The organism is Haloferula rosea, assembly GCF_016595525.1.
GTDB classification, from domain to species: Bacteria; Verrucomicrobiota; Verrucomicrobiia; order Verrucomicrobiales; family Akkermansiaceae; genus Haloferula; species Haloferula rosea.
Genome location: NZ_JAENII010000001.1, coordinates 561,801 through 587,602 on the forward strand (window position 1 = coordinate 561,801; position 25,802 = coordinate 587,602).

22 protein-coding genes are annotated in these 25,802 nt (G+C 61.9%); 9 read left to right on the plus strand and 13 right to left on the minus strand.

The window, feature by feature from the left end; translation table 11 throughout:
* The first annotated feature begins 70 nt into the window (after positions 1-70).
* Positions 71-3,586 (plus strand): 3-keto-alpha-glucoside-1,2-lyase-like domain-containing protein, encoded by a 3,516-nt coding sequence (locus JIN81_RS01985; RefSeq protein WP_234044377.1) that lies wholly within the window; start codon positions 71-73, stop codon positions 3,584-3,586.
* Between the two features lie 98 nt (positions 3,587-3,684).
* Here the strand turns inward: JIN81_RS01985 and JIN81_RS01990 are convergent, their stop codons facing one another.
* On the minus strand, positions 3,685-4,359 hold the full coding sequence (locus tag JIN81_RS01990) for a hypothetical protein (RefSeq protein ID WP_234044378.1): 675 nt from the start codon (positions 4,357-4,359) through the stop codon (positions 3,685-3,687).
* Positions 4,360-4,569: 210 nt separating this feature from the next.
* On the opposite strand from JIN81_RS01990, the gene JIN81_RS01995 reads away from it, so the two are divergent.
* Positions 4,570-5,247: a hypothetical protein gene (locus tag JIN81_RS01995; RefSeq protein WP_200275775.1), complete on the plus strand. Its 678-nt coding sequence runs from the start codon at positions 4,570-4,572 to the stop codon at positions 5,245-5,247.
* Between the two features lie 9 nt (positions 5,248-5,256).
* On the opposite strand, the gene JIN81_RS02000 is transcribed toward JIN81_RS01995, so the two are convergent.
* Positions 5,257-6,234, minus strand: a complete 978-nt coding sequence (locus JIN81_RS02000; RefSeq protein ID WP_200275776.1) for an alpha/beta fold hydrolase — start codon at positions 6,232-6,234, stop codon at positions 5,257-5,259.
* A 126-nt stretch (positions 6,235-6,360) separates the two neighbouring features.
* On the opposite strand from JIN81_RS02000, the gene JIN81_RS02005 reads away from it, so the two are divergent.
* Positions 6,361-6,963 carry a polysaccharide biosynthesis/export family protein gene (locus JIN81_RS02005; RefSeq protein ID WP_200275777.1) on the plus strand — a complete coding sequence of 201 codons (603 nt, stop codon included), beginning with the start codon at positions 6,361-6,363 and terminating at the stop codon, positions 6,961-6,963.
* Positions 6,964-7,048: 85 nt separating this feature from the next.
* Here JIN81_RS02005 and JIN81_RS02010 read toward each other — a convergent pair whose 3' ends face one another.
* The gene (locus JIN81_RS02010; RefSeq protein ID WP_200275778.1) at positions 7,049-7,741 is read right to left on the minus strand and encodes a metal-dependent hydrolase; all 693 of its coding nucleotides are present in this window, start codon (positions 7,739-7,741) and stop codon (positions 7,049-7,051) included.
* A 321-nt stretch (positions 7,742-8,062) separates the two neighbouring features.
* Positions 8,063-8,758, minus strand: coding sequence for a hypothetical protein (locus JIN81_RS02015; RefSeq protein ID WP_200275779.1), 696 nt, complete (start codon positions 8,756-8,758; stop codon positions 8,063-8,065).
* A gap of 142 nt (positions 8,759-8,900) precedes the next feature.
* On the opposite strand from JIN81_RS02015, the gene recN reads away from it, so the two are divergent.
* From recN to JIN81_RS02035, 4 genes are read left to right on the plus strand one after another with little or no spacing between them, the layout of a single operon-like run.
* Complete coding sequence (gene recN / locus JIN81_RS02020; RefSeq protein WP_200275781.1) at positions 8,901-10,547, plus strand: DNA repair protein RecN; 1,647 nt, start codon at positions 8,901-8,903, stop codon at positions 10,545-10,547.
* Positions 10,544-11,173: a class I SAM-dependent methyltransferase gene (locus JIN81_RS02025; RefSeq protein WP_200275783.1), complete on the plus strand. Its 630-nt coding sequence runs from the start codon at positions 10,544-10,546 to the stop codon at positions 11,171-11,173. Before recN ends, JIN81_RS02025 begins: the two co-directional genes overlap by 4 nt.
* Entirely contained in the window at positions 11,170-12,186 is a 1,017-nt protein-coding gene (locus tag JIN81_RS02030; RefSeq protein WP_234044379.1) for an NAD(P)/FAD-dependent oxidoreductase, read from the plus strand. Before JIN81_RS02025 ends, JIN81_RS02030 begins: the two co-directional genes overlap by 4 nt.
* A 4-nt stretch (positions 12,187-12,190) precedes the next feature.
* Positions 12,191-13,216, plus strand: coding sequence for a type III polyketide synthase (locus JIN81_RS02035; RefSeq protein ID WP_200275787.1), 1,026 nt, complete (start codon positions 12,191-12,193; stop codon positions 13,214-13,216).
* 11 nt (positions 13,217-13,227) lie between these two features.
* Here the strand turns inward: JIN81_RS02035 and JIN81_RS02040 are convergent, their stop codons facing one another.
* Positions 13,228-14,247: a UbiA family prenyltransferase gene (locus JIN81_RS02040; protein ID WP_200275789.1), complete on the minus strand. Its 1,020-nt coding sequence runs from the start codon at positions 14,245-14,247 to the stop codon at positions 13,228-13,230.
* 17 nt (positions 14,248-14,264) lie between these two features.
* A complete protein-coding gene (gene eboE / locus JIN81_RS02045) occupies positions 14,265-15,419 on the minus strand; it encodes a metabolite traffic protein EboE (protein WP_200275791.1) in 1,155 nt (384 codons plus the stop codon).
* Positions 15,420-15,511: 92 nt separating this feature from the next.
* Here eboE and JIN81_RS02050 point away from each other — a divergent pair, with 92 nt between their 5' ends.
* Positions 15,512-16,333 carry a rhomboid family intramembrane serine protease gene (locus JIN81_RS02050; protein WP_234044380.1) on the plus strand — a complete coding sequence of 274 codons (822 nt, stop codon included), beginning with the start codon at positions 15,512-15,514 and terminating at the stop codon, positions 16,331-16,333.
* On the opposite strand, the gene JIN81_RS02055 is transcribed toward JIN81_RS02050, so the two are convergent.
* The 4 genes from JIN81_RS02055 to JIN81_RS02070 form a co-directional block, all read right to left on the minus strand.
* Positions 16,297-16,755 carry an MEKHLA domain-containing protein gene (locus JIN81_RS02055; RefSeq protein ID WP_200275795.1) on the minus strand — a complete coding sequence of 153 codons (459 nt, stop codon included), beginning with the start codon at positions 16,753-16,755 and terminating at the stop codon, positions 16,297-16,299. The genes JIN81_RS02050 and JIN81_RS02055 overlap by 37 nt on opposite strands.
* A gap of 3 nt (positions 16,756-16,758) precedes the next feature.
* On the minus strand, positions 16,759-17,106 hold the full coding sequence (locus tag JIN81_RS02060) for a TraR/DksA family transcriptional regulator (protein ID WP_200275797.1): 348 nt from the start codon (positions 17,104-17,106) through the stop codon (positions 16,759-16,761).
* An 86-nt stretch (positions 17,107-17,192) separates the two neighbouring features.
* Positions 17,193-17,996, minus strand: a complete 804-nt coding sequence (locus tag JIN81_RS02065; RefSeq protein ID WP_200275799.1) for a TatD family hydrolase — start codon at positions 17,994-17,996, stop codon at positions 17,193-17,195.
* Positions 17,997-18,002: 6 nt separating this feature from the next.
* Positions 18,003-18,275, minus strand: a complete 273-nt coding sequence (locus tag JIN81_RS02070; protein WP_200275801.1) for a hypothetical protein — start codon at positions 18,273-18,275, stop codon at positions 18,003-18,005.
* 355 nt (positions 18,276-18,630) lie between these two features.
* Between JIN81_RS02070 and JIN81_RS02075 the strand changes: the two genes are divergently transcribed.
* Positions 18,631-18,987, plus strand: coding sequence for a hypothetical protein (locus tag JIN81_RS02075; protein WP_234044381.1), 357 nt, complete (start codon positions 18,631-18,633; stop codon positions 18,985-18,987).
* A gap of 92 nt (positions 18,988-19,079) precedes the next feature.
* Here the strand turns inward: JIN81_RS02075 and JIN81_RS02080 are convergent, their stop codons facing one another.
* The 3 genes from JIN81_RS02080 to JIN81_RS02090 all read right to left on the minus strand — a co-directional run bounded on the left by JIN81_RS02080 (position 19,080) and on the right by JIN81_RS02090 (position 25,723).
* On the minus strand, positions 19,080-23,369 hold the full coding sequence (locus JIN81_RS02080; protein WP_200275805.1) for an alkaline phosphatase D family protein: 4,290 nt from the start codon (positions 23,367-23,369) through the stop codon (positions 19,080-19,082).
* A 248-nt stretch (positions 23,370-23,617) separates the two neighbouring features.
* Positions 23,618-24,385, minus strand: a complete 768-nt coding sequence (locus JIN81_RS02085) for a 3-ketoacyl-ACP reductase (protein ID WP_200275807.1) — start codon at positions 24,383-24,385, stop codon at positions 23,618-23,620.
* A gap of 186 nt (positions 24,386-24,571) precedes the next feature.
* Entirely contained in the window at positions 24,572-25,723 is a 1,152-nt protein-coding gene (locus JIN81_RS02090; RefSeq protein ID WP_200275809.1) for a Gfo/Idh/MocA family protein, read from the minus strand.
* Positions 25,724-25,802: the final 79 nt, after the last annotated feature.

A 25,802-nucleotide genomic window follows, 5' to 3' on the forward strand; every position in this document is an offset into this window, starting at 1 on the left:
GTCATGAGGAAGAGTTCTCGGAAATGATGGGCGAAGCGGATGCGTAGCGTGTCCGATGCGGATAACATGGATGATGGCATGGCTGGCCTTGTGGCTGCCGCTTGGTGCGGAGGAGATTTTCAATGGAAAGGATCTCACCGGATGGGAGGGCGACCCGAAATTGTGGAGGGTGGAGGATGGCATGATCGTCGGTGAGACGAATGCGACGGACAAGAAGCTGAGTGCGAACGAGTTCCTGATCTGGAAGGGTGGGGAGGTCGACGACTTTGATTTGTCCTTCAAGGCCCGGGTGACCGGGAACAACTCCGGGGTGCAGTACCGTAGCGAGCGTCTGCCGGGCGAGGGTTGGCGCATGAAGGGGTATCAACTCGATCTGCACGCGAAGGCGGACTACTTGGGGATGCTCTACGAGGAGCGGGGACGTGGCATTGCGTGTCTTCGGGGGCAACGCGTCAAACTTGCGGCGGATGCGGAGCCTGAGGAGATCGCGACTCTGGCGATCGAGCCGACGGATCTTTCCGAGTGGAACGAGTATCGGATCGTGGCCAAGGGTCATCGGCTCCAGCACTTCGTCAATGGACGGCTGGCGGTGCATGTGACGGACCTGGATGAAGGGCGTCGCTCGATGAAGGGGCTGATCGGTCTGCAGCTGCATGCCGGGCCACCCATGCGGGTGGAGATGAAGGATCTGGTGCTGAAGAAGGCGGTCAGCGCTCCGGAGCCGACGACGGGGCCTGCGGTTTCGTGGATCTGGACGAGTGGTCGACCCACAAAGAACGAGAAGGCGTTTTTCCGGACGGAGTTCACGGCACCCAAGGACATCCTTGGTGCTGAGTTGGTGGTGACCGCCGACAACTACGCGCGCGTCTGGGTGAATGGTGAGGATCTGGGCGACAGTTGGGACTGGAGCGTCGCTGCGAATCACGAGATCCGGAAGTTGCTGGTGCCGGGAGGGATGAACGTGATCGCGGTTGAGGCACGCAATCAAGAGGGCAATGCCGGTATGGCACTCCGCCTCCACGTGTCGCAGCCTGCGGGGAAGAAGCTGTTTGTGGTGTCCAACGCCCAGTGGCATGCGGCCAAGGAAGTCGGTGAGGGCTGGCAGGCCGTGGGGAGCACAAGCACGAAGTGGTCCCCGGCGACCGTGGTGGCCAAAATGGGAGACGAGCCATGGGGTATGGTGATTCCCGAGCCGGTGACCGGGAGTCGTGCAGTCAAGGGAGTCACGCTGCTGCCGGACTTCGAGTTGGAGCGCTTGATGACGGTACCGAAGGAGAAAGGGTCGTGGGTTTCGATGGCAGTGGATGACATCGGTCGCTTGATTTGTTCGGACCAGCACGGTGGCTTGTACCGGGTGACCATTCCTCCGACGGGGGTGCCTGAGGTCGAGGATCTGCCGATTTCGCTGATTGGGGCGCAGGGTCTTCTTTGGAAGGATGGAGCGCTCTACGTGACCGTCAATGAGGGTGGGATGAATCCATCCGGGGTGTATCGGGTCGAGTCGGATGGGGATCGCTGGGGCATGCCGAAGCTGTTGAAGGCGGTCAAGGGGCGGGGCGAACATGGACCCCACTCGCTGGTGGAGTCACCGGATGGGCAGTGGATCTACTTTTGTGCCGGCAACATGACGGCACTCCCGGACTACGAGAAAAGCTGGGTCCCTGAAATCTGGGGGGAAGACCAGCTCCTTCCTCGGCGGCCGGATGGTCGTGGGCATGCCCGGGACCGGATGGCTCCCGGTGGCTACATCGCCCGCTTCAAACCGGACGGGAGCGAGTGGGAATTGATCGGGATCGGTTTCCGGAACGAATACGATCTCGCCTTCAATGATCAGGGGGATCTCTTCAGCTATGATGCGGACATGGAGTGGGATCTGGGAATGCCATGGTATCGTCCGACGCGGATCAATCATGTCGTTCCGGGTGCGGAGTTCGGCTGGCGGAACGGGACCGGCAAGTGGCCGGAATACTATGAAGATAGTATGCCGGCCGCGGTGGATCTGGGTCCGGGTTCGCCGACCGGTCTGCTCGCGGGTCGGGGTGCGGCTTTCCCCGGGAAGTACCAGCGGGCGATGTATGCCTTCGACTGGACGTATGCGACCGTTCATGCGGTCCATTTCGTGAAGGAGGGCGAGACCTACACGGCCGAGCGGGAAGAGTTCCTCTCCGGGTTCGGATTGCCGCTCACGGACGCGGTGATCGGCAAGGACGGGGCGATGTATTTCCTGACCGGAGGGCGGAGGACCGAGTCGGCTTTGTGGCGGGTGCGCTACAAGGGGGAGGAATCGGTGGCACCGGTGCCGTATGCCACGGTCTTGCCGGCTATGACGGTCGCAAAGACCGGGATTTCCAGTGAGGACCGGACCGTGCGCTTCCGGGCGAGGACGGCGCTCGAACTGGAAGGAGTGAATGCGGCGGTTGAGGCCCTTGAAGCCGCCGACAAGCCGTGGGAGGTGATCCAGTCCGCCATGGCCGTGGCCCGACTGGATGCGGCCAAGCAGCAGTCAATGGTGATCCAGAGGCTCGTGGACCTCGAATGGACGGAGCTGAGCAAGCCGCAGAAGCTCAACTGGCTGCGGGCAGCGGGGCTGGCATTCGCGCGGGGCGGAGCGCCGAATGATGCGCTGCGTGGACTGGTCCTGGGTGAAATCGATGCGGCCTATCCGGCTCAGGATGGAGAGATCAATGCCGAGCTGTGCCGGATGCTGTGCTATCTCAATGCTCCGGGAGTGGTGGGTCGGACGCTGAGCCTGATGGACACCGCTCCCCCTCCGGTCGCTCCCGACTGGCTGGCGCTCGCCGAGCGCAACAGCCGCTATGGAGGGGCAGTGAAGAAGATGGTGGCGAATCTCCCCCCCACGAGGGTGATTCACTATGTCTATTGCCTGCGCGCCGTTCCGGGTCCTTGGGAACGGAGCGAACGGGAACGCTTCATGGCCTGGCTCGATCGACTCGAGACCCGGACGGGCGGCAACAGCTACGCGGGTTTCATCCAGGACCTGAGAAAGGAGACGCTCAATGGTGCGACTCCGGACGAGCGGGTTTGGCTGGATGAACGGCAGCCGGTTGAAACCAAGGACCCACTGGCGGATCTGCCTCCGGTGAAGGGGCCGGGGAAAACCTGGACCATCGAGGAGGTGGAAGCCCTTGCGGCCGAAGGTTTCGATGGGGTGGACCGCAAGAATGGGGAGCGCATGTTCCGCGCGGTGCTGTGTGCGGCCTGCCACAGTTTCGGCGGGCAGGGCGGTGCGGTCGGTCCGGATCTGTCGACCCTTGGGGGGCGTTTCACCGCGAAGGATCTGGCCGTGGCCCTGATCGAGCCGAGCAAGGAGGTGTCGGACCAGTATGCCTTCGATGCCATCACCCGTGATGACGGATCGCAGGTGTTCGGGCGGACGTTGGAGGAGAAGGACAAGGTGCTGATCGTGGCGGTGAATCCTTTCGATTTTTCCAAGACCGTCGAGGTGGAGCGGAGTTCGGTGAAGGAGATCAAGCCATCGCCCATCTCGCCGATGCCGGGTGGGCTGATCAATCGCCTGAACCGCGATGAGCTGCGCGACCTGCTGGGCTATCTGCTCAGCAAGTAGAGGCCGCTTCCCGATTCAACGCAAAAGGCCATCCCGGGCGGGATGGCCTTTTTGGGTTTCCCTTGGCTCCCGGGTGGATCCGGGGGCAGGGAGAAAAGTCAGTCAGCTAGCCGGACGACTTCGTTGAGGATCAATTCGTCGCCGGGCTCGGGTTTGACCTCAGCGAAGGAACTCACGGGGTTGGCGATGGCGCCATCGATCGAGACTTCACCGACCTTCAAGGTTCCGAGCACTCCACCGTTGCGCCGGATGGCGAGGACGGTGCCCATCTGGACGTTTTCCGGACGATCGACGGAGAGGATGGCGAAGCCGCCGTAGGTTGGATCCTCAACCCATTCCTTGATGGTCGCGATGAGCATGGCGTCGTTGATGACGCGGGCCCGGCGTTGTTGTTTGTTGCGGCTCTCGGTGTAGCGGCCGGTGAGGAAGTTGGCCTCGTTCTCGGCAACGGCGGCTTCGGCGCGCAGGTCGACGGCTTCAGCTTCAAGCTGCTCGAGGCGTTCCTCGAGTTCCACGACGGTTTCCTTGGCCTCCCCGCGGGTGACGAGGTCGGAATCCGAAGGGGATTCCACGGCATCGCGCAGGGTGCGGCGCTGCTTTTCGAGGCTCAGGCGTTCGAGTTCCTGCTGCATCTCGAAGAGCTGCTGGCGCATCACGGCGACGTCCTGAGGAGATGCCTCCTCGACCCCGCGTTGCATCCGGTTGGCGAAGACAAGCAGGGCTCCGATGAGTAGGGCCATGGTTGCTCCGAGAAGAATTTTCAGTGTGTCCACGAGCGGGATGGTGCGCGGTCCCTCGGCGGATGTCAAATCAGCCTGTGAAGTGACCTTTCGGCCCGACCGGGCCTCCCGAGATGGGCGTGCAGGACTGGGAAAAGCCGCTGGATTCCGGCCTGGAGCAGGCAGGAGAAGGAGTTCGGCAGCTTCGGAGGGGGTGTTCGTGGGCTTTGTCGTTCCGTGCCATGTGCTATAGACGTCCGTGGCATGGAGTGCGATCAGAAGCAGGATCCGAAATTGATGGGGAACGGGGAGACGCCCTCTCCTCGCCAGATCGAGGAGATGATGCGGGAGCAAGGGCGGGTCCGACGGCGGACGATGACCGGCTTCCTCGTCGGAATGAGCCTGGTGGTTTACTCATGGGCGGTCCTGAGTATGCACACCCTGATCGTGAACACCGAGTGGCGGAGCGACATCTTCGGCCAGCTGTTCGTGAACGGGGTTTTCGCCTTCTTCGTCGCGCTGCCGATGGGCTTTTTCTTCATGCTCGGCTACCTGACGGGTCGAGCCTGCCTCCGCCATTCGTGGCGATGGAGGGCGGCGAGCGTGCTCCCGCTACTGCTGGGTGTTTTGATTCTGGCGGTTGCGGTCAGGCACCGGCTGGACTCCGGAGTGCTGTTCCGGAATATCCTCGAGTGCGACTTGCCGGAGGGAGCGACCCAGGTGACCCATGCCTATGACAATCTGGTCCTCGAGGAGCATGCGGAGGTGTCCTTTGTGGCGCCTCGGGGCGAGATCGTCCGCTTGCTGAAGGAACTCCGCCAAGAGCCGGATCCGAGTCTGGGGACCCAGCACTTCTCCGGTGTTCCGTGCACCGGTGACTACGCGAAGATCACGGTTGAGTGGACCACCGGGCGTGTCTTGCTGACCTATCTCAATGTCTAACGGAAGGATCTAACGGTCCAGGTGGTCGAGCCAATCGGCGATGTCCGAAATGACTTCGTCCTTGATGGTGTCGTACATCAGCAGGTGGTGGCCCTCGGGGTAGTAGAGGCGCTTGTCGGGCGTCTCTGCCGGGATGCGGGCCGCAAAGGATTGGACGTCGTAGGGAGTGGTGAAGAAGTCCTTGCCGCCATGCACGATGAGGGTGGGCACCTTGAAGGTCTCGGCGCATTCGGGCATTTCCTCAATCATGTCACCCAGGGCGACGAGGAGCCGAAGTGTGTGGGTTTCGACGTGCCACGAGTTGGTCTCGGATTGGTCGGAATGCAGGCTGTCCTCGGTCATTTGCACCTCTTCGCCGCCGGCGAGGGTTTCGAGGGAGATCCGCTTGGTGGGTGCGACTTTGGAAATTCCGCGGACGAGTTCCTTTTTCCACGCCGGGAAGTCATCCCGGATCTTCACGACGGGTGAGGAGATGGCGATGGCATCGCACGGTGGCGTTTGGTTGCTCTCGACCAGATCGTGGTAGGTGTGGGCGATGATCAGGCCACCCATACTCTCACCAAACCAGACGATGCGGGCATCGGGATGCTTGCTTTGGATGAGTGAGGTGAAGGCGATCAGGTCGTTCGACCAGAGGGCGGGGTCATCGATGTCTCCCCGGCGCTCTTTCTTGGGGTCGCGCCCCTGGCCGCGGACTTCGTAGGCGTAGACGGCGCACTCCGGTTGCTCGCGCATCATGTGGAGGGCGAGGTTCTCGTAGTCGATCGAGGCGCCGCTGAATCCGTGAAGCCCGATGATGACGGTCTCCGGTTCGGTGCCTTTCCTCAGCCATTTGCGGTATTGGAAGGTTTCATCGCGCTGGTCGGCAGGCTGCTGGTGGCTGACGAGGGTGTAATCCGGTGCGCAACTGGTTAGGGCGAGACCCAAGGCGACGGCAGCCATCGCCAGGAGACGGCGGCAGAAGTCGGTGGGGAAGGGGTGGCTCACGCCCCAAGTGTCGCCCCGATGCGACTTGAGAGCAATGTTTGGATTTGGAGTCGGAGGGAGTCGGGTTTCGGATGAATTTCACGTCAACTTCACGGCTTTCTCACTCAAGGAGGCATCATGTCCTGCATGAAGCGGATCGCTCTTATCTGGTTAGGCCTCGCCATTTCAGCCATTGCGGCTTTGCCGCTGGTGAAACTCGAACCCGGTGATGCCATCGAACTGACGGTTCGCGGGATTCCGCCGGTCGAGCAGCAGGGATTGAACGGACCCTACACCGTGGATGATCAGGGAGGGGTAAGGCTCCCCCTACTGGAGGCTCCCTTGAGGGCGGGTGGGCTGACGGCCCGTGAATTCGCCCGGGCGGCGGAGCGGGCGTATCGAAAAGCGGGGATCTATACTGCGCCGGCGATCGAAGTGGTCGCGAAAGGGCAGATTCAGGAGGAGGGGGCGATGATCTCCGTTGGAGGTCACGTCACGCGGGACGGGCGGTATCCTTTCCAGAAAGGAATGACGGTGCTGCAGGCGATCGATGGCGCTGGGGGACGGAACGAATTTGCCAGCCGCAACATCAAGCTCTTCCGCAAGGGGAAGTGCGTGTGTCTGGATTTCAACGAGTTGAGTCACAAGAACATCAAGCTCGAGCCGGGCGATTCGCTGCAGGTGGAGCAGCGACCGGCGTTGATCGACCGCTGGAAAGGGAGCCCTGAAGCGGTGGCTCCGTATCTTTGAGAATTGCTGGTTGGGTAAACCGAGAGCATGCCTGCAGGCGGGTGGGGTTTTGGGTTTTTTCCCGACCCGCCTGCAATTCCGGCTTTCAACCGGCGACGGTGATGGTTTCCCCGATGTCAGGTAGGAGAAGTTCAACGCCCGTGGCCTGAAAAGCCGCGGTGGCATCCGCAGCGTCGATCTCGATGGGCGGGAAGGTGTCGTAGTGGACGCCGACGACGGTCTTCACTCCGGCCCACTCGGCGGCGATGGCTGCGTCGGCGGGCCCCATGGTGAAGTTGTCGCCGATGCACAGGACGCCGAAATCGAGGTCGTGCAGTTCGCCCAGCAGCCGCTGGTCGGTGTGCAGCGCGGTGTCGCCGGAGACGTAGAACGAGGTGTCCTCGGTTTCGATCACGAAGCCGCCGGGGTTTCCTCCGTAGGACCCGTCCGGAAGCACCGATGAGTGGACGGCATTGACATATTTGACGCGTCCGAAGGGGAAGTCGAATCCTCCGCCGTGGTTGAGCGGGTGGGCTTTCTCCAGTCCCTTGCCACCGAACCAGGTGACGATCTCGAAGTTGGAGATCAGGGTGGCTCCGGTGCGTTTCAGGATGGCTTCGGCATCGGCGACGTGGTCCTCGTGCCCGTGGGTGATGAGGACGTAGTCGGCCTCGATGGCATCCACATCGATGGCTGAGGCCTTCGGGTTCGGGGAAATGAAGGGGTCGAAGAGCAGGCGGGTGCCGTCGGTGAGTTCGACCGCGAAGCAGGCGTGTCCGTAGAAAGTGAGTTTGGCCATGACGAGAACAGCCAAGCACATTCCGGCGATCAGGAAAGGCCGGATCCGCTCACTCCCGGAATGGGCCCTGCTGATGCGCCCTGGCGATGAACGAGGGGAGAGGGGTGACCGCCGGGTAGGCCGGCTACTCGCTGCCGGCGCTGAGGAGGTTGTGGCTGGTTCCCTCGCGGGTTAAGAGTGGTTCGCTGGTCACGACCCTGGTGGTCACGGGGTGGGTGATTTTGCGCAACTCGTCACGCAAGCCATCGGCGAAAGTGAATGTTCGCCCCTTGGAAATGCTTTGGTATGGCCAAGTGGCGTGCGATCAGTGGCCAACCAGAGTCAGGGGTTTCCCGGTCTGGAGGCCACGGAAACCATGCGCTCGGGGATGGAGCGGAGCTTTACGCGTTGGCTTTTCGGGTCAAGGTAGGCGCACATGAGGTTGCGCCGGTCGTCCCTGACTGCCCAGCGGGTCTTGGTCATGGTCTTCCAGATTTCCCCATCGAGGTATTCGAAGGTCACCTGCTGCATCTGGCCTGGTTCTCCTTGGGGTTTCAGGTTGGTGACTTCACCGGGCTTCGCATCGATTCTGACTTTTCCGACCAGTCCACGCATCGCGTAGGGGGAGAGGTTCATGAATTGGTAGCTACCCATCGGGAACTTCGCGTTGTCCCGGTCGATGGTGACTCCGCGATAGGGAAGGGGATCGGCCTCCTTGCCGGGGAAAAGGACAATGAGTGGCTTGTCGATTCCTCGAAGGCTGATTTTCCCGACCGGGGGATAGATGGTCTTGCCCTCGGCGTCGGTGTCCTCACGGTGAACGAAGACAGAACCTTCTGAGATTACCACTTCAAGAGGGCCGAGCATGTTTGCGGTGGAAAGCTCGACCTTTTGGTAGACCTCCGCCCCCGTCCGCACGAAGACATCTTCCAATTCGTCGGCGTAGCGGAAACAGTAGAAGGATGCGCTGGTCTTCTGTGGGGCCTGCGCGTGGGCGATGGCCGAGAGGAACAGGGTGATGGCGAGAATGCGGATCATGGGACCCTGCCATAGATTGCCGTCCTGCGTGCGACAAACCAATTTTCAGGGCGGGTTTCCAGAGTTCATGCTGTCGACCGCCGCACATGGGGTTGCGTCCGGGCCGGGGACGGGCATACTCCGGGCACCTGATATTTCCTCCATGCTAAGTCTTCTGAAGATCCGAAATCTTGCCCTTGTCGATGAACTGGTCTGGGAACTGGGACCCGGCCTGGTGGGGGTGACTGGTGAGACGGGCGCCGGCAAGTCGGTGATCGTCGGGGCGCTGAAGCTCGTGCTGGGTGAACGGGCGGACAAGTCGCTCATCCGGACCGGCGAGTCGGCATGTACGGTGGAAGCCGTATTTGAACTGGAGGATGCCGCGGAGGTGGATGCGGTGCTCGAGGAGGGCGGAATGGAACCCTGCGACGGGGGAGTGCTGATCGTCCGGCGGGCCATCGGCCAGAGTGCGAACCGGCAGTTCGTGAACGATTCTCCGGTGACCCTGACCTTGCTCAAGCGGATCGGTGAGCACCTGGTGGACCTGCATGGTCCTCACGATCACCAATCGCTGCTTTCGGTGGATCGGCAGCTGGCGATGCTGGATGCCTATGCCGGGGCGGATCTTGAGAAATACCGCTCGGCGTGGCAGGCATGGCGTCACGCCCAATCGGAGTTCGAGGCACTGCGCGAGGCGGAGAGTGCGGGGGATCAGGAAGTGCAGATGCTGCGGCACAAGATTGACGAGATCGATGCCGCCCAGCTGCGTCCGGAAGAGGAGGATGAGATCACGGACCGGTGGCGGCGGGCTGGGAATGCCACCCGGCTGGTGGAATGTGCCAGCGCGGTGGCCGGGCATCTGGGTGGAGAGGATGACGGGGTGCTCCAGCGTCTTAGCGAGGTTCAGCGCCTGGTCAGGGAGTTGGAAAAGCTGGATCCGACGGTGGCCGATCGGACCCTGGGTCTGGAGGGAGCGGTTCTGGAACTGCAGGAGCTGGAGGAGAGCCTGCGCGATTATGCCGACGATCTCGATCTCGACCCGGCGGAGGCTGCCGAGCTGGAGGAACGGGTGAATCTTTTCGAGAATCTGAAGCGGAAGTATGGGCCGACGCTTCAGGCGGTGCTGGCGCATCGCGACGAGTGCGCGGAGCGGCTTGATGGGATCGAGAACCGTGGTGAGAAGTTGGCGGCTCTCGAGGCTGAGGTGGCGAAGCTGCGTGAGGTCGTGGACAAGCACGGGCGTGCCATCGGGCTGAAGAGGAAGAAGGCGGCACCTCGATTGGCGAAGGAGATCGCCGGTCAATTGAAGGATCTGGGATTCAAGCAGTCGTCGTTCGAGATCCAGATCGAGCCGAAACGGGAGCCGTCGGTGGGCGGCTTTGAAGCGGTGGATTTCCTGTTTGGTCCGAATCCGGGTGAACCGCTCCAGCCACTGCGACAGATCGGATCGAGTGGTGAGGTGAGCCGGGTGATGCTGGCGGTGAAGAGTGCGTTGGCGGACCAGGATGCCACGCCGCTGATGGTTTTCGATGAGATCGACGCGAACGTGGGAGGCGAGATCGCCCGTGCGGTGGGCAAGAAGATGGCCGCTCTTGGTGAACGGCATCAGGTGGTGGCGATCACCCACTTCCCTCAGGTGGCGGCGACGGCGGCCCGGCACTATGTGGTCGAGAAGGATGTCACGGGGGGACGAACCCGCTCGAAGCTGTATCCTGTGACCGGAGAGAGCCGTGTGGACGAGTTGGTGAGGATGCTTGGCGGCGGCGGAAAATCGGCGCGTGAGATGGCGATGAGCCTTCTTGATGAATGATGAAGCGGGTGCTGGAGCCGGAGATTCTCGACGAACTCGATCCCTCCGATCCTGAAGCGGTCGCCTCGCGTCGGGATCTGCGGTGCATCAATTTCCTCATGGGCAATGAGCGGTGGATCCTCCGTCAACTGAGGTCGCGACCCGGGAAGGCGGCGGAGGGGATCGTCGAGTGGGGTGCGGGAAGTGGCGACCTTCTTCGGAAGCTCGGTCGGCATGGTCCGGCGCGTGGGGTGGATCTGGTGCCGAGGCCCGAGGGGTTGGCGGACGAAGTGGGCTGGCGTCAGGGTGATGTGTTCGATGAGTCGGCGGATGGGGGCGTGCTCGTCGCGAACTTGTTTCTGCATCATTTCGATCAAGAGGGCCTAAGGCAGCTGGGTCGGATTGCGCAGGGGTTCTCGGTGCTCTGTTTCGTCGAGCCACTGCGCAGACCGGGGGCACTGACGATGGGGCGGGGGATGTTGCCATTCGTCAACCGGGTCACGAAGCATGACATGATCGTGAGCATCCGGGCGGGCTTCGTTCCCGGGGAGCTGAAAGAACTGCTGGGGCTCGATCCGGCGCTGTGGGAAGTTTCCGAGCGATGCTCGTGGCGTGGTGGCCTGCGCGTGCTAGCTTGCCGCGTTTGAAGAAGGAAGTGGTCATTGCCGGTGGAGGACTCGCGGGGCTATCGCTCGCGATCGGCCTACGTCGTCGTGGAGTGCCTGTGGTGGTTCATGAAGCCGGGCGCTACCCGCGGCACCGGGTGTGCGGGGAGTTCATCTCCGGTGTGGGCGATGACACGCTTGAGGCACTGGGCATCGCGGGGGACCTGGACGACGCGATCCGGCATCGGGCGATGCGCTGGTTTCGGGAGGGTCGGGAAATCCTGACCGGTGAGTTGCCGGAGCCGGCACGGGGGATATCAAGGTGGCTGCTCGATCTGCGCTTGAAGGAGCGCTTGATCAAGGAAGGAGGGCGTGTGGTTGAAGCATCACGGCTCGCTCGTGATGCGGACGAGGGTGTGGTGTGGGCGGCGGGGCGGTTGCCGCGCAGGAGCCCGTGGGTCGGGCTCAAGTGCCACCTGAAAGAATTCGCCATGGAGGATGGGCTTGAGATGCATCTCGGGAAGCATGGTTACCTAGGTCTGACACCGATCGAGGATGGCCGGGTGAACGTGTGTGGTCTCTTCAAGGTGGATCGCTCCCTTCAGGGGAAGGGAAGTGACCTGCTGCTGGCGTATCTGGAGCACGGCGGGCATGAGGATTTGGCCGACCGCATCCGTGCGGCGGACCGGGATGAGTCGTCGTTTTCCGGAGTTGCGGGTTTCGAGCTCGGTTGGCAGGACGGTGGAGAGGATCTGTGTGCGGTGGGCGATGCGTCGGGAATGATTCCGCCCTTCACCGGCAACGGGATGAGCATGGCGTTCGAGTCGGCTGAGATCGCTTTGGATCCCCTTGAGCAATGGGCTCTGGGGGAGCGCGACTGGAGGCAGGTCATCGTTGCCATCAACCGGGCTTCGCGTCGCCGTTTCCGCAGGCGGGTGGGCAGCGCCATGAAACTCCACCAGTTCCTTCTCCACGCCCGTGGACAGGATCTGATAGAAGCCATCTCAACCCGGGGGCTTTTGCCGATCCGGCCTCTCATCTCCCTGGTCCGCTAGTCCCATGTATCTTGAATCCATCGCTTCCTCCCTGCCGCCCCATGCCTTCACTCAACCGGAGTGCCTGGAGGCTCTCAATGCCACCGGCTTGCTGGATGAACTCACACCACGATCCCGGTTGTTGATGGAGAAGGTTCTCGGCAACGGAATAGCGGCCATTGATCGTCGGCATTTCTGCCTTCCGGAGATCGGTCCTGTCGTGGGCAAGGGGGCGCAGGAGTTGAACGAGTATTTTGAGCGGGAAGCTCCTCTTCTTGCATCCAGGGCCTTGTCCGCCGCTTTGGACAAGGCCGGCATCCGGGCGGAGGAACTGGATGCCCTGCTGATCTGCACGTGTACGGGTTACCTGTGCCCGGGGCTGACGAGTCACGTCGCCGAGCAGTTGGAACTTCGGGAGAATGCATACCTGCAGGATCTGGTTGGTCTCGGATGTGGAGCGGCAATTCCAATGTGGCGTGCTGCCAACGGGCTGATCGCCGCGGACCCCACGGCCAAGGTGGCAACGGTGGCGGTCGAGGTGTGCTCGGCGGCATTTTTTGCCGACAACGATCCGGGTGTGTTGATCTCGCTTTGTCTTTTCGGCGACGGAGCTTCGGCGGCGATCTGGTCGGGCGAGGCGGGGGGTGGCAAATGGAAGGCGGAGAATTTCACCACCGTGCATCGTCCGGTGCAGCGCGAGAAAATCCGTTTCGTGAATGCGGATGGCAAATTGAAGAATCAGCTCGACAAGGCGGTTCCGGGATTGGCGGCGGAGGCGGTGGCCGAGTTGTACGATCAACGTAGTAGTGACCCGGACCGGGTGCTTGCCCATTCGGGTGGCCGCGATGTGATTGATGCCCTGGAAGGGGTGCTTCCGCATCGTCTGGATGAGACGAGGGAGGTGCTCGCGGAGTGCGGGAACATGAGCAGTCCGTCAGTCATGTTTGCGCTGGAGAAGGCGCTGGCTTCAGCCAATGGCGACAAGCACTGGTGGTTGACTGCTTTCGGCGCGGGCTTTGCGGCCCATGCCTGTGAGATGACACGCGGGTGAACCCCGCCTGGTCAGGTTGCTGGCGCGACCCGCTGGAGGAGTCTGCCGAGGGCGAAGGCGACCAAGGGAATGGTGACGGTGGCAACGAGCAGGGGTTGTTCGACGAATCGAAGATCCGGAGCAGCCAGGCTGATCGCAAGTGGGACGCAGCTGATGAAATCGATCAGCGGGATGCCGGCGAGGAGAGCTGAGACGAACTTGGGAACCGGGCTGCGGAATCGGGTGAGCGAGAGGCTCAGCCAGATGGCGAACGGAACGAGGCCGACAAGGGTCGGTAGGGGATACCAGCTCATCCACCAGCAACTCATGGCTGCGAGCGGAAGCAGGAGCATCGCACGTGACAGAAGCACCATGCCGTGAGGGGGATGCTCGGTGGACTCATAGCGCGCTGCCAGCGACAGTCCGGCGATGTAGATCAGCACGCCGAGGGCATGAGTGGTAAAGAACCAGAGCAGTCGCAGGGCATCCACTGGGGTGAAGACCATGCCGCTCGTTGCGGTCGAGCTGCCACGCAGGGAATTCACGGCTTCTTCCAGCCAGACATCCGGCATGGCGGCGCATGCGCCCATGAGGTAGAGACCGGCGCGACAGAGACCCATGGGCAGGACGGCCCAGCGGGTGCGTTTGTGAAGCCAGGTGTAGATGCCGATGAGGACCAGAATGGCGACGCCTGAGCCGAGAGTGGGAAGGTTCACTGACGCCGCGGCGGCCAATCCACTGGCCGCGAGGATGGCGGCGGTGAGCAGGTAGTAGATCGGCTGGAACAAGCCTGCCGGGAGGGCCCGCTCCGGTCGGTGGGTGGCGTCCCATTTCCGGTCGAACCAATCGTTGGCAAGGTTTCCCGCAAAGTAGAGGCAGAGGCCGGCAATGATGACGAGTGGCAGCTCGGTCGACGCTCCGGTGCGGTCTCCCAGATAAAAACAGCCGAGCATGTAGCCGAACCATGCGTTGCTCAGCACGCTGGGTGCGTTGGGAATCCGCAGGCTGGCGAGCAGGGCTCGGGCGCGCGAGGGTGTGGGTTGGCCGGACACGGTGGGGGAATGAGGGCTCAGGCTTGGTCCGCCGTGCTGCTGTGTTCCAGCACCCACCGGTATTCGCCCGCGATCTGGGTTTCGACCGGACGTTGCATGCTCTCGGGAAGCACTCCCCAGGTGTAGGTTTCGATCTCGAAGTGCTGGCACACGTCGGGGTGCTTCCGGCAGTAGGCCAGGGTTTGCTCGGCATGGTTGCGGGTTGAGCGAAGGGGCTCGGCAGGATCGTGGTCGAGCGGGATGTGGAAGTGGATGCGCCATTGTTCGGCTTCGCTGCCTTGTTCGTGGGCGGCGATGCCGTCGGGGAGGTCCGGATGGCGGGTGATCCGGCCGTCCGGATGGCGTTCGATCACCTGGTGGAGGTAGGTCGGTTCATCGAAGTCGCGCACCGCCGCGATGGCTCCGGCCTTGCGTGGGTCCAGGCCGAGGGCTGCCGACAGGTGGATCTTGGAAATCCGCAATCCTTCGCGGTGCAGCACCGCGAGTGAGTGGGCGGTGTCCTCATACTCAAGGGCGAAGTGGCAGCAGTCGTAGTTGATGCCGATGCGGCGCTTGATCTGTTCGTGGTCGTCGGCGTCTTCCAGCAGTCGGTCGTAGAAACGCAGGGTCTCCTCGGTGTTCTCGAAGTGCCCGAGTGGTTCGGGCTCAAGGCCGAGGTGAAGGTCGCGCTCCGACACGTCGGAGAGCGCATCGAGGAAGGCGGCGAGCTCGATCAGGTTTTCCCGGATCAGGGCTTCATCGGCACGGAAGGCCTTGAAGGACCCGGGCAGGGTGGAGACCGAGCCGTCGACTCCCTTCGGCACCAACTCGGAGATGATGGTGAAGAGCTCCTTGGTGTATTCGAGTCGGGCGGGATCGCTCCAATCGGGGCGATAGACATTCTCCTTCACCCGGGTGCCGTGGAAGTCTCCGTAGGGAAAGCCGTTGATGGTGAACACGTAGGCATTCTCACTGGCGAGCCAGTCCTTGAACTCGGCGAGTTGGCTGCCTTTCAACAGCTCACGCGCGGCCCGGGCCGACAGCCGCAGGCCGATTGCGTAGGGTTCGCTCGGGTTGGAGACCTGGTCCCGGACCTCCATGGTGTGGCTGGCCAGGACGCGGCGGGTTTCCTCCCAGGATTCAGCCGGGTGGATGTTCGTGCAGTAGGCGAGGTGGCCGCATGGAAATCGCATGGCTGGGAATCATGAATCGGTGGCCCGGAATGTCGAACGAGGATTGCGGATGTCCCGTTGCACTGCCGGGATTTCCGGCCATAGTCCTGCAGATGGACGGAGCGGCGTACGAGTTGATTTCAGTGGGGCGGTGGCCTTCGCTGAGGGAGGCTGACGAGCATGCGCTGGTGGTTCTGGCGATGAATCAGGATTGCCGCGTCCGCGCCGAGGAAGGTGCCTTCGCGCTGGAGGTCGAGCCGGAGGTCGGTCCGGCGGTGGAAAGGGAGTTGGCTCTCTATGCCAGTGAGCAGATGCCCCAAGCGGCGCGTGAGGAACCTCCTCTGACGGCCCTGAAGCCGAGCCGGATTGTGATCTGGGCACTCGCGCTGCTGGTCATGTTCGTCTTCCAGCAAAGGGATCCCTGGATGGAGGATCGACTGATGAACTCATCCGAAGGGCTTTTTGGCCGGCATGAATGGTGGCGGCCGTTCACTGGCTTGTTTCTCCATGCGGACCTGGGCCACCTGGCCGGAAATATCGCGATCGGTGGATTGTTCTGCATGACGGTGACCAGTTTGGTGGGTGCCTGGCGCGGCTGGTTCCTCATCCTTCTGAGTGGGGTGGCGGGGAACATCCTGACGACGTGGTTTCATTCACCGGATCCGTATTTTTCGCTCGGGGCCTCGACGGCGACCTTCGGCGCCTTGGGGATCCTGGTAGGGGCCGGGCTGCGTGAAGTCTGGGATTCCCATCGACTCAGTTCGCTCAAATCCCTGATCGGGCCCGTAGGTGGGGGCGTGGCCTTGTTGTTCCTCTGGGGTGTCTCAGGCGGCACCACGGATGTGATGGCCCACTTCATGGGTTGGGGAGCGGGGTGCGTGCTTGGGCTGACCGTCGATCAGAGTGGCGTCCAGGAGGAAAAGGTCGCGGCCTGACCGATGGGGCTGCCATCGGCGGCGAGTAGATTCCAAACGGTGGCGCGCTGGATCCGGAAACGCTTGCCCGTGCTGGAAATCCGCACGCCCGAGTAGTCGTCGATGTATCCCTGGGTCTGCACGGCGTGCAGCAAGCGGGCCCGCTCGCCACGTTCCGGGGCTTCTGCGGTGAAGCGCGATGGGGTTGATGTGAACGCTTCCCAACTCATCTCGAACAGGTCGAGCGCGGTTTGATTGCCGTAAGTAAGGATGGGATCCGCCGCAGGGCTGTGGGAGGCGACGAAGAAGGGCGCTTCGAAGAGCCGACGTGCGGCATCCGGACCAGACGGGATCAATTCCCGACCGGTCAACCGGTGGTAGCTCCCGAGGAGCAGGTCGATGTGTTCGGACAGGAAGTGATTGGCTTCGGACGGGAGCTCCACGGATCAGGGTGAAAGTTCCCCGGCATCCTTCTTCTCCTGACACGAAAGGCAAAGCGAAACCGAGGGTTTTGCCTCCAGCCTGGCAAGCGGGATGTTCTCACCGCACTTGTCACACTGCTCGTAGGTGCCGGCTGCAAGTCGGGCGAGGGCGAAGTCGATCTTCTGCAGGAGGTTTCCGTCGTTCGCGGCGATCTTTGTTTCAACAAAATTGCTCGCTGCCCGATCGGCCTTCTCCTCCACATCTCCGATGGGATCGGATGAGGGGAGGTGGGCTGCGACCTCGGCGAGAACACGTTGCTTCTGATCGAGGAGGCGCTCGCGGAATTCATTGAACTGTTGCCGGTCCATCATGCCGTAAACTAGCAGGCTACAGGGCCACCTGCTTCCGCTATCCTTTCAAATCCTCGGCATGAACTCTTGCCGGGCGACTCGTGCGCTCAATCGATCTTGAAGTTCGGGGACTGGGAAAGGAAACGTTTGGGATTCTCGAAAAGGATCTGATCGATCTGCTCCGGCGTGTGCTGGCGCTTCTTCATCTCGAATCCGCATTTCACCACGGCGAGGGGGTCGGAGACCCCCCAGTCGCAGGCCGAGTTCATCCACAGGCGGCCGCCCTCGTGGGTTTCGAGGATGTCGATCGCCCGGTTCGGGGTGCATTTGCTCTCGGGATACAAGGTCATGCCGGCCCAGTAGCCCTGGTCGAGTACGAGATCCACCGTATGTTCCTCGACGTGGTCGATGATGACCTTGCCCCGGTCGAGCGAGGCGAAGTTCGCCAGCGAGTCGAGCATCAGCTTGGTGCCCTTCAGCTTGTCCTCGAGGTGGGGGGTGTGGATGAGGATGGGAAGGTCACGATCCAGGGCGAGCTGGACATGCTCCTCGAAGATCTCGAGTTCGTTGCGGGTGTTTTTGTTCAGGCCGATCTCACCGATGCCCAGCACCGTGGGGCTGTCGATGAATTCGGGGATGAGCGACATCACCTCACGGGCGAAGACGGGGTCCTCGGCTTCCTTGGGGTTGATGCACAGCCAGCAGAAATGGGGGATGCCGAACTTGGCGGCACGCTTCGGTTCGTAGTCGGTGAGCTGACGGTAGTAGTCGTAGAAACCCTTCGGGGATGACCGGTCGAAGCCGGCCCAGAAGGCGGGCTCACAGAGAGCCTCGCATCCGGCGAGGGCGAGCTTTTCGTAGTCATCCGTGGTGCGGCTGACCATATGGGCGTGAGGCTCGATGTAGCGCATGACGGTTCAGGATGTGGGTGGATTGGGAGCTCCGAAAGCGCCTTGGATCGTGGCCTCGGGAATGGGCTCGGTGGAGGTGTCGGACAGGGACTCGAGGATGGCCTTGGCGCGTCCCGGTTCTTCGGAGAGGAGCAGCGGGATGGCCTTTTTCAGTCCCTCGAGCCGGAAATCAGGCTCGCCGGGGTGCCGTTCGATGCGGTCAAGAAACGCGGCGACATCGATGAGCTTGCACCGCGCGTCCATGAAATGGAGGTCGAGGATGTCCTTCTTGCTGGGCATGCCGGATCATACGCACGAGATCGGCCGATTCCCACACGGAATCCGTCCAGCATCAGGTTGACTCCCGGTAGCGGTCGGTGAGTGGTCCTCCCTATGATGTCGACGAGGGCATGGCCCAAGAGAAGGCCCGTCACCGTGTGGCGACTGGCCCTTGTCGAGGTGTTTTGGAGAGCCTGCTCAGGCCTCCGGTCCGCTGAGTCATCGGGATTCGATTCGTGCCAAGGCGTGATGGTGACATCCAAGGCGGGCTCTCGGGATGCGGTGGATTCTCCGCCTGCCTGAGAAAGCGGAGCGGGGGGCAAGGTTCCGGCAGATTGGAGTTCCCAGCGGGGGCTCACCTGCTATGAGTCCGCCCATGAGCAGCGAGAGGGACAAGGGAGATCAGCCGGTCGACCGCATGATGGACGACTGGGGACTGAGCAATCACGATCTTGTGGATGCCTCTCCCGAGCAGCTGACCCACAAGCAGGTGCAACGTGCCCGCAAAGGTCGGGTGCTCACTCTTGCCATGATGCAGAAGATGGCCCGCTCGCTGAACATTGCGGTGTGGTACCGGCTGACAAAGGAAGAGCGGGAGCAGTATTTCGAATACCTCCACCGTCACCTCTTCAACTACGCCAAGGGCTACGATGAGGCTTTCGATGATCCGAACAAGGAGCTGATGGCCGCGGTAAAGGGACGGGATGGGAAGATCATCAGCCGCGAGGCTTGATTCCTCTCGAGTCCGGAAGGCCGGGCGTGCAGATGAGCCTCGCTTGAACTGCCTTGGGAGTGGGGCGGGTGATGCAAGATCGGGTTCAGCCTTTATTCCAGCAGCCAACGGGCTCGATAGAACTTGCGTCCGGGGCTCGCTTGGATGCTGTCGTCGAGGCGGATGACGACTTGGCTGGTTCCGTCCGAGGGATTGTTGTTCCTGCCAATCTCTTCGTAGCTGTTGGAGGGAACCGGAGCCCAACTGGTCAGGTCAGTGCTGGTTTCCACCAACAACTGGGGTGCGGAGGGCATCAGGGGGTAGGCGCTCGAGAAGTCGACGGTCAGGCTTCCCCCTGACTCAGAGATCGTTCCCTCAATCTGGGGCGTGGAAGCAGCCGAGCGCGGGTCGGCTTGGAACTGGAACTCCTCGTCATTGCTGAAGCCGTCTCCGTCGGGATCCTTGTCGCCTCCCGAGATCTCCGGGTCTCCCAGTTCAGCTGCGCTGAAGTTGGCCGCATCCCATGCCGCCCGCCCGGCGAAGACGAGGACGGTGGTGTCGGCGGTGATGCCTCCGTTCAGCGTGAGGGTGTAGGTGGTGTTGGCGTTTGGGCTCACTTCGAGGAAACCGATGCCATCCACGGTCAAATTGACAACGTCGCCAACTCCTTGATCGATGCTGAGGGTGGATGGGGCAGTGACGTCCCACTGAAGGATGGCTTGGTTTCCGGTGATGATGGATGGCTGGAGCGCCTCGAAGAAGTGGATGGCAGGTGGTCCGAAGGGAGCTGCGGTTTGACCAAGACGGGTCTCGGATACCGTCTCGTCATCGTAGGCGATCTCCACCCGGTAGGTCGTGGAGTTGTCATAGACGGGTGGACGGTATCGATTTCCGCGCACGCGCATGGCATGAACGAGCGATCCATCGGCTTCATCAAAAACCCGGACCACCGGATCGTTCCTCCACAGCGAATTGACCAAGGTAAGGTAGCCGGTGGGGACCCGGCCATCGTTGTCGGTTTGGCGGATGGTCTGCGGCCAGTCGTCGAACTGCCCACCGGTTTGCGGGAAATCCGGGTCCGGGTGGATGGGCCAGCATTCGAAGGTGATCATGCGGTCGGATTTCCTAACCCGGGTGATCGCATAGCCGGCACCGCGGTCATGGAGATTGACCGGATCGATACCCAGGCTTTGACCATAGTACTGGGGTGGGTTCCCGGCACCGAGGATGTTGAAGTGATGAGGATCGTTGGCGCTGCGATTGGGGGTGACGCCGTCGGGGAGCGTTCCGACACCATCGAAGAAGTAGTCGCCGGCGTAGGGGCTCACCGTGGTGGTGGTGCCATTCGAATTGTTGACCGGATCGAAGGCACGGGGGAAGAAGTTCGCAATGGCGGGAGCGGTGAAGGAGAAGCCCGCATCGCGTGGGGATTGCACGCCATGCTGGACGAGCGTCGCGAGGTGCTGGTCGCCGGCGAGCTGGAACATCCTGCTGGTCCGCCAGGATTCCCAGGCTTCGTTCCGCCGATGGACGGGCCACCCATGGGTATCCTTGTCATTGAGGAAGAAATTGTAGCCGCTGCCTGCGTGAGTCCGGACATTGGCCATCGGTGACTGAGAAACGACGAGTTTCACATCCTGCCCGCCCCAGTCCTTGTTCCACTCATCGAGGAAGGCGTGCTGCCGGTCGCCGAGAAGGAATTGATCGTCGGGGTTTGCGGGTGGGTTGGTGCCTCCGGTTTTGAATTTCCGGTCTTCGAGGATGGCGAAACCGAGGCGACCGTAGGTCAGTCCCGTGAAGTAGACCTTGATGCCCTGGGCCACGTCGGGTGCGGGTTGGACCGGGTTGTAGGGGTCGGGATCGGGGAGGTTGGAGGTTTGGGTTCGTTCGACCATGCGGACCCATGAAGCGGGCTCGGTGTAGCCTCCTGTATTTTGGTTGTTGGTCGCGATCCCTCCTTCGCCCCAGAGGTTGCCCTGATAGATGTCGTGGTCATCGGGGATGGCGATCGTGGGGATGTCCTTTGTGAGGTCGCGGACCTGCAACACCCACAGGTTCCATTTGTAGAGGTAGTCCAACTGACGGTTCGTGGCCGACGATTTGTCGGGCGAGGTCGGCTGGCCTTCGTAGATCTGGTCACCGTGGGCCAGCAGGACATCCGGATCGTGTTTGGAGAGGTTCTGGTAGGTCTGCACATGCGGTTGCCACATGCCGACCGGGGTCCAGTCGAAGCCGTTGTTCTGCAGGCTGCCGTCCGTGATCCGTTGGCAGGTGGTGGAGGCAATGACGATTTCTTCCTTCTCGACGGGATCCCTGCGGACCGTGCCTTGCCAGGAGTAGTCGATGCCATCGACGTTCACGCGAATGCGGTAGTCCTGATCGACCTGATCGTTCCAGCCGGTCACGCTGAAAGTCGCGGTGTAGGACGACAGGTTGTCGGTGTTGTCGACCGGGGTGGTGGCGATCTGCTGCCAGGACGAACCATTCCAGACATCGAGAGCTACCGGTGGCGTGCTGGCCACATCGACGGGCGAAAGTTGGGCGGTGAGCTTGAGCGTGCCTTTCGAGAGCGTGTGCATGGCCCCCACGATGGCCAGGTGCCGGTCAGTCTCCGGGTGAAGCGCGGCGCCGCTACCGGAAAAGTCGTCGTACCAGTGGGTGGCGGCACTGCCCCCGTGATGGCTGAGCAGTCCGAAGGCTCCAAGGACGCGGTCCGATGGAACGTTGGTCGAGGTGCTGCCGAGCGAATTCTCGGAGGTATCAAAGGCCTCGAGAATCAGCTGATAGGAACCACTGGAGTCATCGTAGATGGCGTCGAGGTCAAGGCGGGTATTTTGTGCGAATCCGGTGGTGCCGGCTGAGGAGAGTGCCGTCAGGGATCCGGTGGAGTAGTCTTCGATCAGCAGGGTGCCGTCGCCCGAGATGCCGAGGAAGAGCCCGAAGTCACGGCCGAGGCCATCGCTGACCAGCAGGGCACCCCGCCAATCCACGTTGGGAGCGCCACCGATCAGGAATCCACTCCTGCTATTGGCGCCGAGGGTGCCGGTATTCAGTCCGGTCCGCACGCTCAGTGAAAAGTCCTCGCCATTTCCGCGGATGGAGGTGCCGGGGCGGTGCAGCGTGCGTCTTTCCCGGGTGCCTTGAATGACCTCGATTCGATTGGAGGCCAGTTGCCAGTCCTGCAGTCGGTTCGCCCAGTAGCCCGGCCCGGCCCAAGGGCGGTCGCTTGCACTGTTCCAGTTGTCGGTGAACGAACCGTCGGGCGACGACGAGGCCCAGAAATCGAGTCTGACGTTGTCGACCGACTGGAAGTTCGAGGAAGCTGACGGGTTGCTCCGGAACTGGACACCCAGGGTTTTTCCGACATGGGCGTCGAGGCTGCCCGCCTGGACGGCGAGGTGATAATGATCCCAGACGCCGGTGGTCGGAGACTTGAAATCATAAGTGCGGGTCGCCACGACCTGACGACTGCCTCCGTTGTCCACGTAAAGGTCGGCGGTCAGCACACGGCCTCCCGACAGTGTGCCGCGTTCGAGCACGAAATCATCGAGACGTGCGAAGCCCGAGCCGGAAAGGGGGCCACTGAAGGAAACGAACAGGCGCTTTCCGGCTGCGGATGCCGGAACCGGAGAGAACACGGCTTCGTCGGTCTGGTAGGTCGAGTCGACCTGGGACAGACTGGATTCGATGGTCTCAAGGATGGTGGGCGATCCGTTCGAGGTGTCATCGGAGGTGGTATAGATCGAGACTTGGATGCGTGCGGATAGGTCGTCCCAGCCGAAGGCATCCCGCCATTGGTAGGTGGCCCGGAAGGTGTCGCCGGTCGACAGCGTGTGGCCGGTGTCGATGCCAAAGAAGCGGTTGTTGCCAATGGCGATGACCGCATTCCTCGAGCCGTCCGGCGGTTGGGTGTTGGCCGGTCCGGTGCGGGTGGCCTCACCATTTTGGTCGGGTCCGGCCGCATTGAACCAATTGGGGGTTTGAGCGAAACTGCGGGAGTCGTTCGGGGAGGTATCGGCATTGAAATTGCCATTGAGAACCGCACCCCCGATCAGGGTTTCGATCGGAGCAAACGAACCGGTGGCCGACCCGCCCGAAAAGATCGAGGCATCGAAGCGCAGCGAGTAGGCAGCGCCTGTTTCCACCGTGTGCGATGTCATCTGGAAAAGCTCGTCGCTGTCCTCGAAGGTGAGCCGCCATCCGCCGTTTCCGAAGTCGGTGCCGTCGTTGATGACCTGCACACTGTTATCGTTGCCGCTCCAGCCGGGGGTCAGCGGATGGTTCACGGTTTGCCGGTCCACGCCGCTATTGATCTCACCGGATGGATTGATGATTTCGATCGGTGTGCCGAGTGCCCCACTTGCAAGGGCAACTCCGAGGAGGGGGATTTGGCGTGGATTCATGGGTTGGGTTTGCTTCCCAAAGTGACGTTCCGGATCGGAGGTCGTCAAACCGGAACTCCCGGAAGGAGATCCCGTGCAATCCGTGGTTGCGAGAGTGATTCGCCCGATCCGCTGAGCCACCAGTGGGCGCGACACGGCCATCATGGCGTGCCGAGCCGCATCAGCAAAGAGGATCGAAGTCCCCCTCGCTCATGGCTCGATTATCCGCGGGCGGACCAAGGCCCCGGGTGACTGCCCGGGCTGTAGGCTCAGAGGCGTGGGATGGTGAGACCGCCATCGATCATGATGGTCTGACCGGTGGAGTAGGGGAAGTCGCGACGTGCGAGGGACGCCACGGCCTTGCCGATGTCCTCGGGGAATCCCCATCGCGGGGTGACACAGAGTCCCTCTTCGATGAGTTTGTCGTATTTGTCGGTCACGCCGGAGGTCATGTCGGTCTTGGTAACGCCGGGGCGGACTTCGTAGACGGGGATTCCGAACTCGCCGAGCCGGGCGGCGAATAGCTGGGTGACCATGCCGAGGCCGGCTTTCGAGACGCAGTATTCTCCGCGGTTGGTGGAAACGACCGTCGCACTGATCGAGTTGACGTTGATGATGGTTCCTTCGAAAGCCGGGTCGGCTTCCTTTTGTTCGATCAACCAGTTCGCCACTGCCTGTGTCAGGAAGTAGGGTCCTTCGAGGTTGATGCCCATGACACGGCGGTAGCTCTCCGGTGTGGTCTCCAGGACGTCCTTGCGTTCTGCAGGGGCGACACCGGCGTTGTTGACGAGAGCATTGAGGGATCCGAACTCAGTGCGGATCCGGTCGAGGATGGCCTTGCGGCCTTCTTCGGTGCCGACATCGCCCTGGCAGTAGAGGACGGCGGGTGCGCCGGCGGCCTTGATCTGGTCGAGGACTTCGGTGACTTGGTCTTCCGGGCGCATGCCGTTGATGGCGATGCGGTGGCCTTCCTTGGCGAGGGCGAGAGCGACGCCGAGGCCAATGCCTCGGGAACCGCCGGTGATGAGGGATGTCATGGTGATGGAACGCGAGCTTCAGCTCGTCTTGGGGTTTGGGGTGCGAGCTGAAGCTCGCCCTGATGGAGCGTGAGGTTTGGCTTGCCTTGGCTTTGGGGGTGCGAGCTGAAGCTCGCCCTGATGGAGCGCGAGGTTTGGCTTGCCTTGGCTTTGGGGGTGCGAGCTGAAGCTCGCGGTCCGATATTTTCAGGACTTCAGCTCGGGGATATCCAGCCACTGGCGCTTCTCGGAGGACTCGATGCCCAGCTCAGCGAGTTGGACGCCCTTGGCACCTTCGAGGAGGTTGTATTCCCATGGCTCGTCGAGAACGACGTGGCGCAGGAACATCTCCCACTGGATCTTGAAGGCATTGTCGTAGGTTTCCTGCTCCGGAACCTTCTGCCAGCCGTCGAAGAAGTCGATGGGCTGCTTGATGTCGGGATTCCAGATCGGGCGTGGTGTGTTGCCGTAATGCTGGGTCCAGACGTCGCGCAGTCCGACGATGGCGGAGCCCTTGGTGCCGTCGACCTGCATGGTCAGGAGATCGTCGCGGCGAACGCGGACGTTCCATGACGAGTTGAAGTGGCAGATGATGCCGTTCTCGAGTTCGAAAGTACTATAGGCGGAGTCGTCGGCGGTGCACTTGTAGGCCTTGCCTTCCTCGTCGATGCGCTCGGGGATGTGGGTGGCGGCGAGGGTGGAGACGCTCTTCACCTTGCCGAAGAGATTGTCGATCACGTAGCGCCAGTGGCAGAGCATGTCGACGATCATGCCGCCGCCGTCTTCCTTGCGGTAGTTCCATGAGGGGCGCTGCGGTGGGACGGTGTGACCTTCGAAGACCCAGTAGCCGAACTCACCGCGGACGGACATGATCTCGCCGAAGAAGCCGTTTTCCTTGAGGCGCATGAATTTCACCAGTCCGGGAAGCCAGAGTTTGTCCTGCACGACTCCGTTCTTCACGCCAGCATCGCGGCAGATCTCATAGAGCTTGTAGGCATCCTCGGTTTTGATGGCCGTGGGCTTCTCGCAGTAGACGTGCTTGCCAGCGGCGGCAGCCTGCTTGACGGCATCGAAGCGGCGCAGCGTCGACTGGGCGTCGAAGTAGATCTCGTAGGCCGGGTCATTCATCACCGAGTCGAGGTCGGTGGTGTATTTTTCGACGCTGGTCTGCTCGATGAGTGCCTTGAGCTTGTTCTCGTTGCGGCCGACGAGGATGGGGTCGGGCATGATGGTCTCGGTCGGGGAGACCTTGACGCCGCCTTGCTTGATGATGGCGTCGATGGAACGGAGCAGGTGCTGGTTGGTGCCCATGCGTCCGGTGACGCCGTTCATGATGATGCCGATTCGATGTGTTTTCATAAGTTTCTAGGGGAGCGAAGGCTTCCAGCCTTCGGAGTGTTTCGGGTCAAAGGTTTTCAGGTCGAAGGCTGGAAGCCTT

What these genes read in the sequence shown, in the direction of transcription:
- JIN81_RS01985 (WP_234044377.1), top strand. Translation starts at nt 71, where the DNA reads ATGATGGCATGGCTGGCCTTGTGGCTGCCGCTTGGTGCGGAGGAGATT.
- JIN81_RS01995 (WP_200275775.1), top strand. Translation starts at nt 4,570, where the DNA reads ATGGAGTGCGATCAGAAGCAGGATCCGAAATTGATGGGGAACGGGGAG.
- JIN81_RS02005 (WP_200275777.1), top strand. Translation starts at nt 6,361, where the DNA reads ATGAAGCGGATCGCTCTTATCTGGTTAGGCCTCGCCATTTCAGCCATT.
- JIN81_RS02010 (WP_200275778.1), bottom strand. Translation starts at nt 7,741, where the DNA reads ATGGCCAAACTCACTTTCTACGGACACGCCTGCTTCGCGGTCGAACTC.
- JIN81_RS02015 (WP_200275779.1), bottom strand. Translation starts at nt 8,758, where the DNA reads ATGATCCGCATTCTCGCCATCACCCTGTTCCTCTCGGCCATCGCCCAC.
- recN (WP_200275781.1), top strand. Translation starts at nt 8,901, where the DNA reads ATGCTAAGTCTTCTGAAGATCCGAAATCTTGCCCTTGTCGATGAACTG.
- JIN81_RS02025 (WP_200275783.1), top strand. Translation starts at nt 10,544, where the DNA reads ATGATGAAGCGGGTGCTGGAGCCGGAGATTCTCGACGAACTCGATCCC.
- JIN81_RS02035 (WP_200275787.1), top strand. Translation starts at nt 12,191, where the DNA reads ATGTATCTTGAATCCATCGCTTCCTCCCTGCCGCCCCATGCCTTCACT.
- eboE (WP_200275791.1), bottom strand. Translation starts at nt 15,419, where the DNA reads ATGCGATTTCCATGCGGCCACCTCGCCTACTGCACGAACATCCACCCG.
- JIN81_RS02050 (WP_234044380.1), top strand. Translation starts at nt 15,512, where the DNA reads ATGGACGGAGCGGCGTACGAGTTGATTTCAGTGGGGCGGTGGCCTTCG.
- JIN81_RS02060 (WP_200275797.1), bottom strand. Translation starts at nt 17,106, where the DNA reads ATGATGGACCGGCAACAGTTCAATGAATTCCGCGAGCGCCTCCTCGAT.
- JIN81_RS02065 (WP_200275799.1), bottom strand. Translation starts at nt 17,996, where the DNA reads ATGCGCTACATCGAGCCTCACGCCCATATGGTCAGCCGCACCACGGAT.
- JIN81_RS02070 (WP_200275801.1), bottom strand. Translation starts at nt 18,275, where the DNA reads ATGCCCAGCAAGAAGGACATCCTCGACCTCCATTTCATGGACGCGCGG.
- JIN81_RS02075 (WP_234044381.1), top strand. Translation starts at nt 18,631, where the DNA reads ATGAGCAGCGAGAGGGACAAGGGAGATCAGCCGGTCGACCGCATGATG.
- JIN81_RS02080 (WP_200275805.1), bottom strand. Translation starts at nt 23,369, where the DNA reads ATGAATCCACGCCAAATCCCCCTCCTCGGAGTTGCCCTTGCAAGTGGG.
- JIN81_RS02085 (WP_200275807.1), bottom strand. Translation starts at nt 24,385, where the DNA reads ATGACATCCCTCATCACCGGCGGTTCCCGAGGCATTGGCCTCGGCGTC.
- JIN81_RS02090 (WP_200275809.1), bottom strand. Translation starts at nt 25,723, where the DNA reads ATGAAAACACATCGAATCGGCATCATCATGAACGGCGTCACCGGACGC.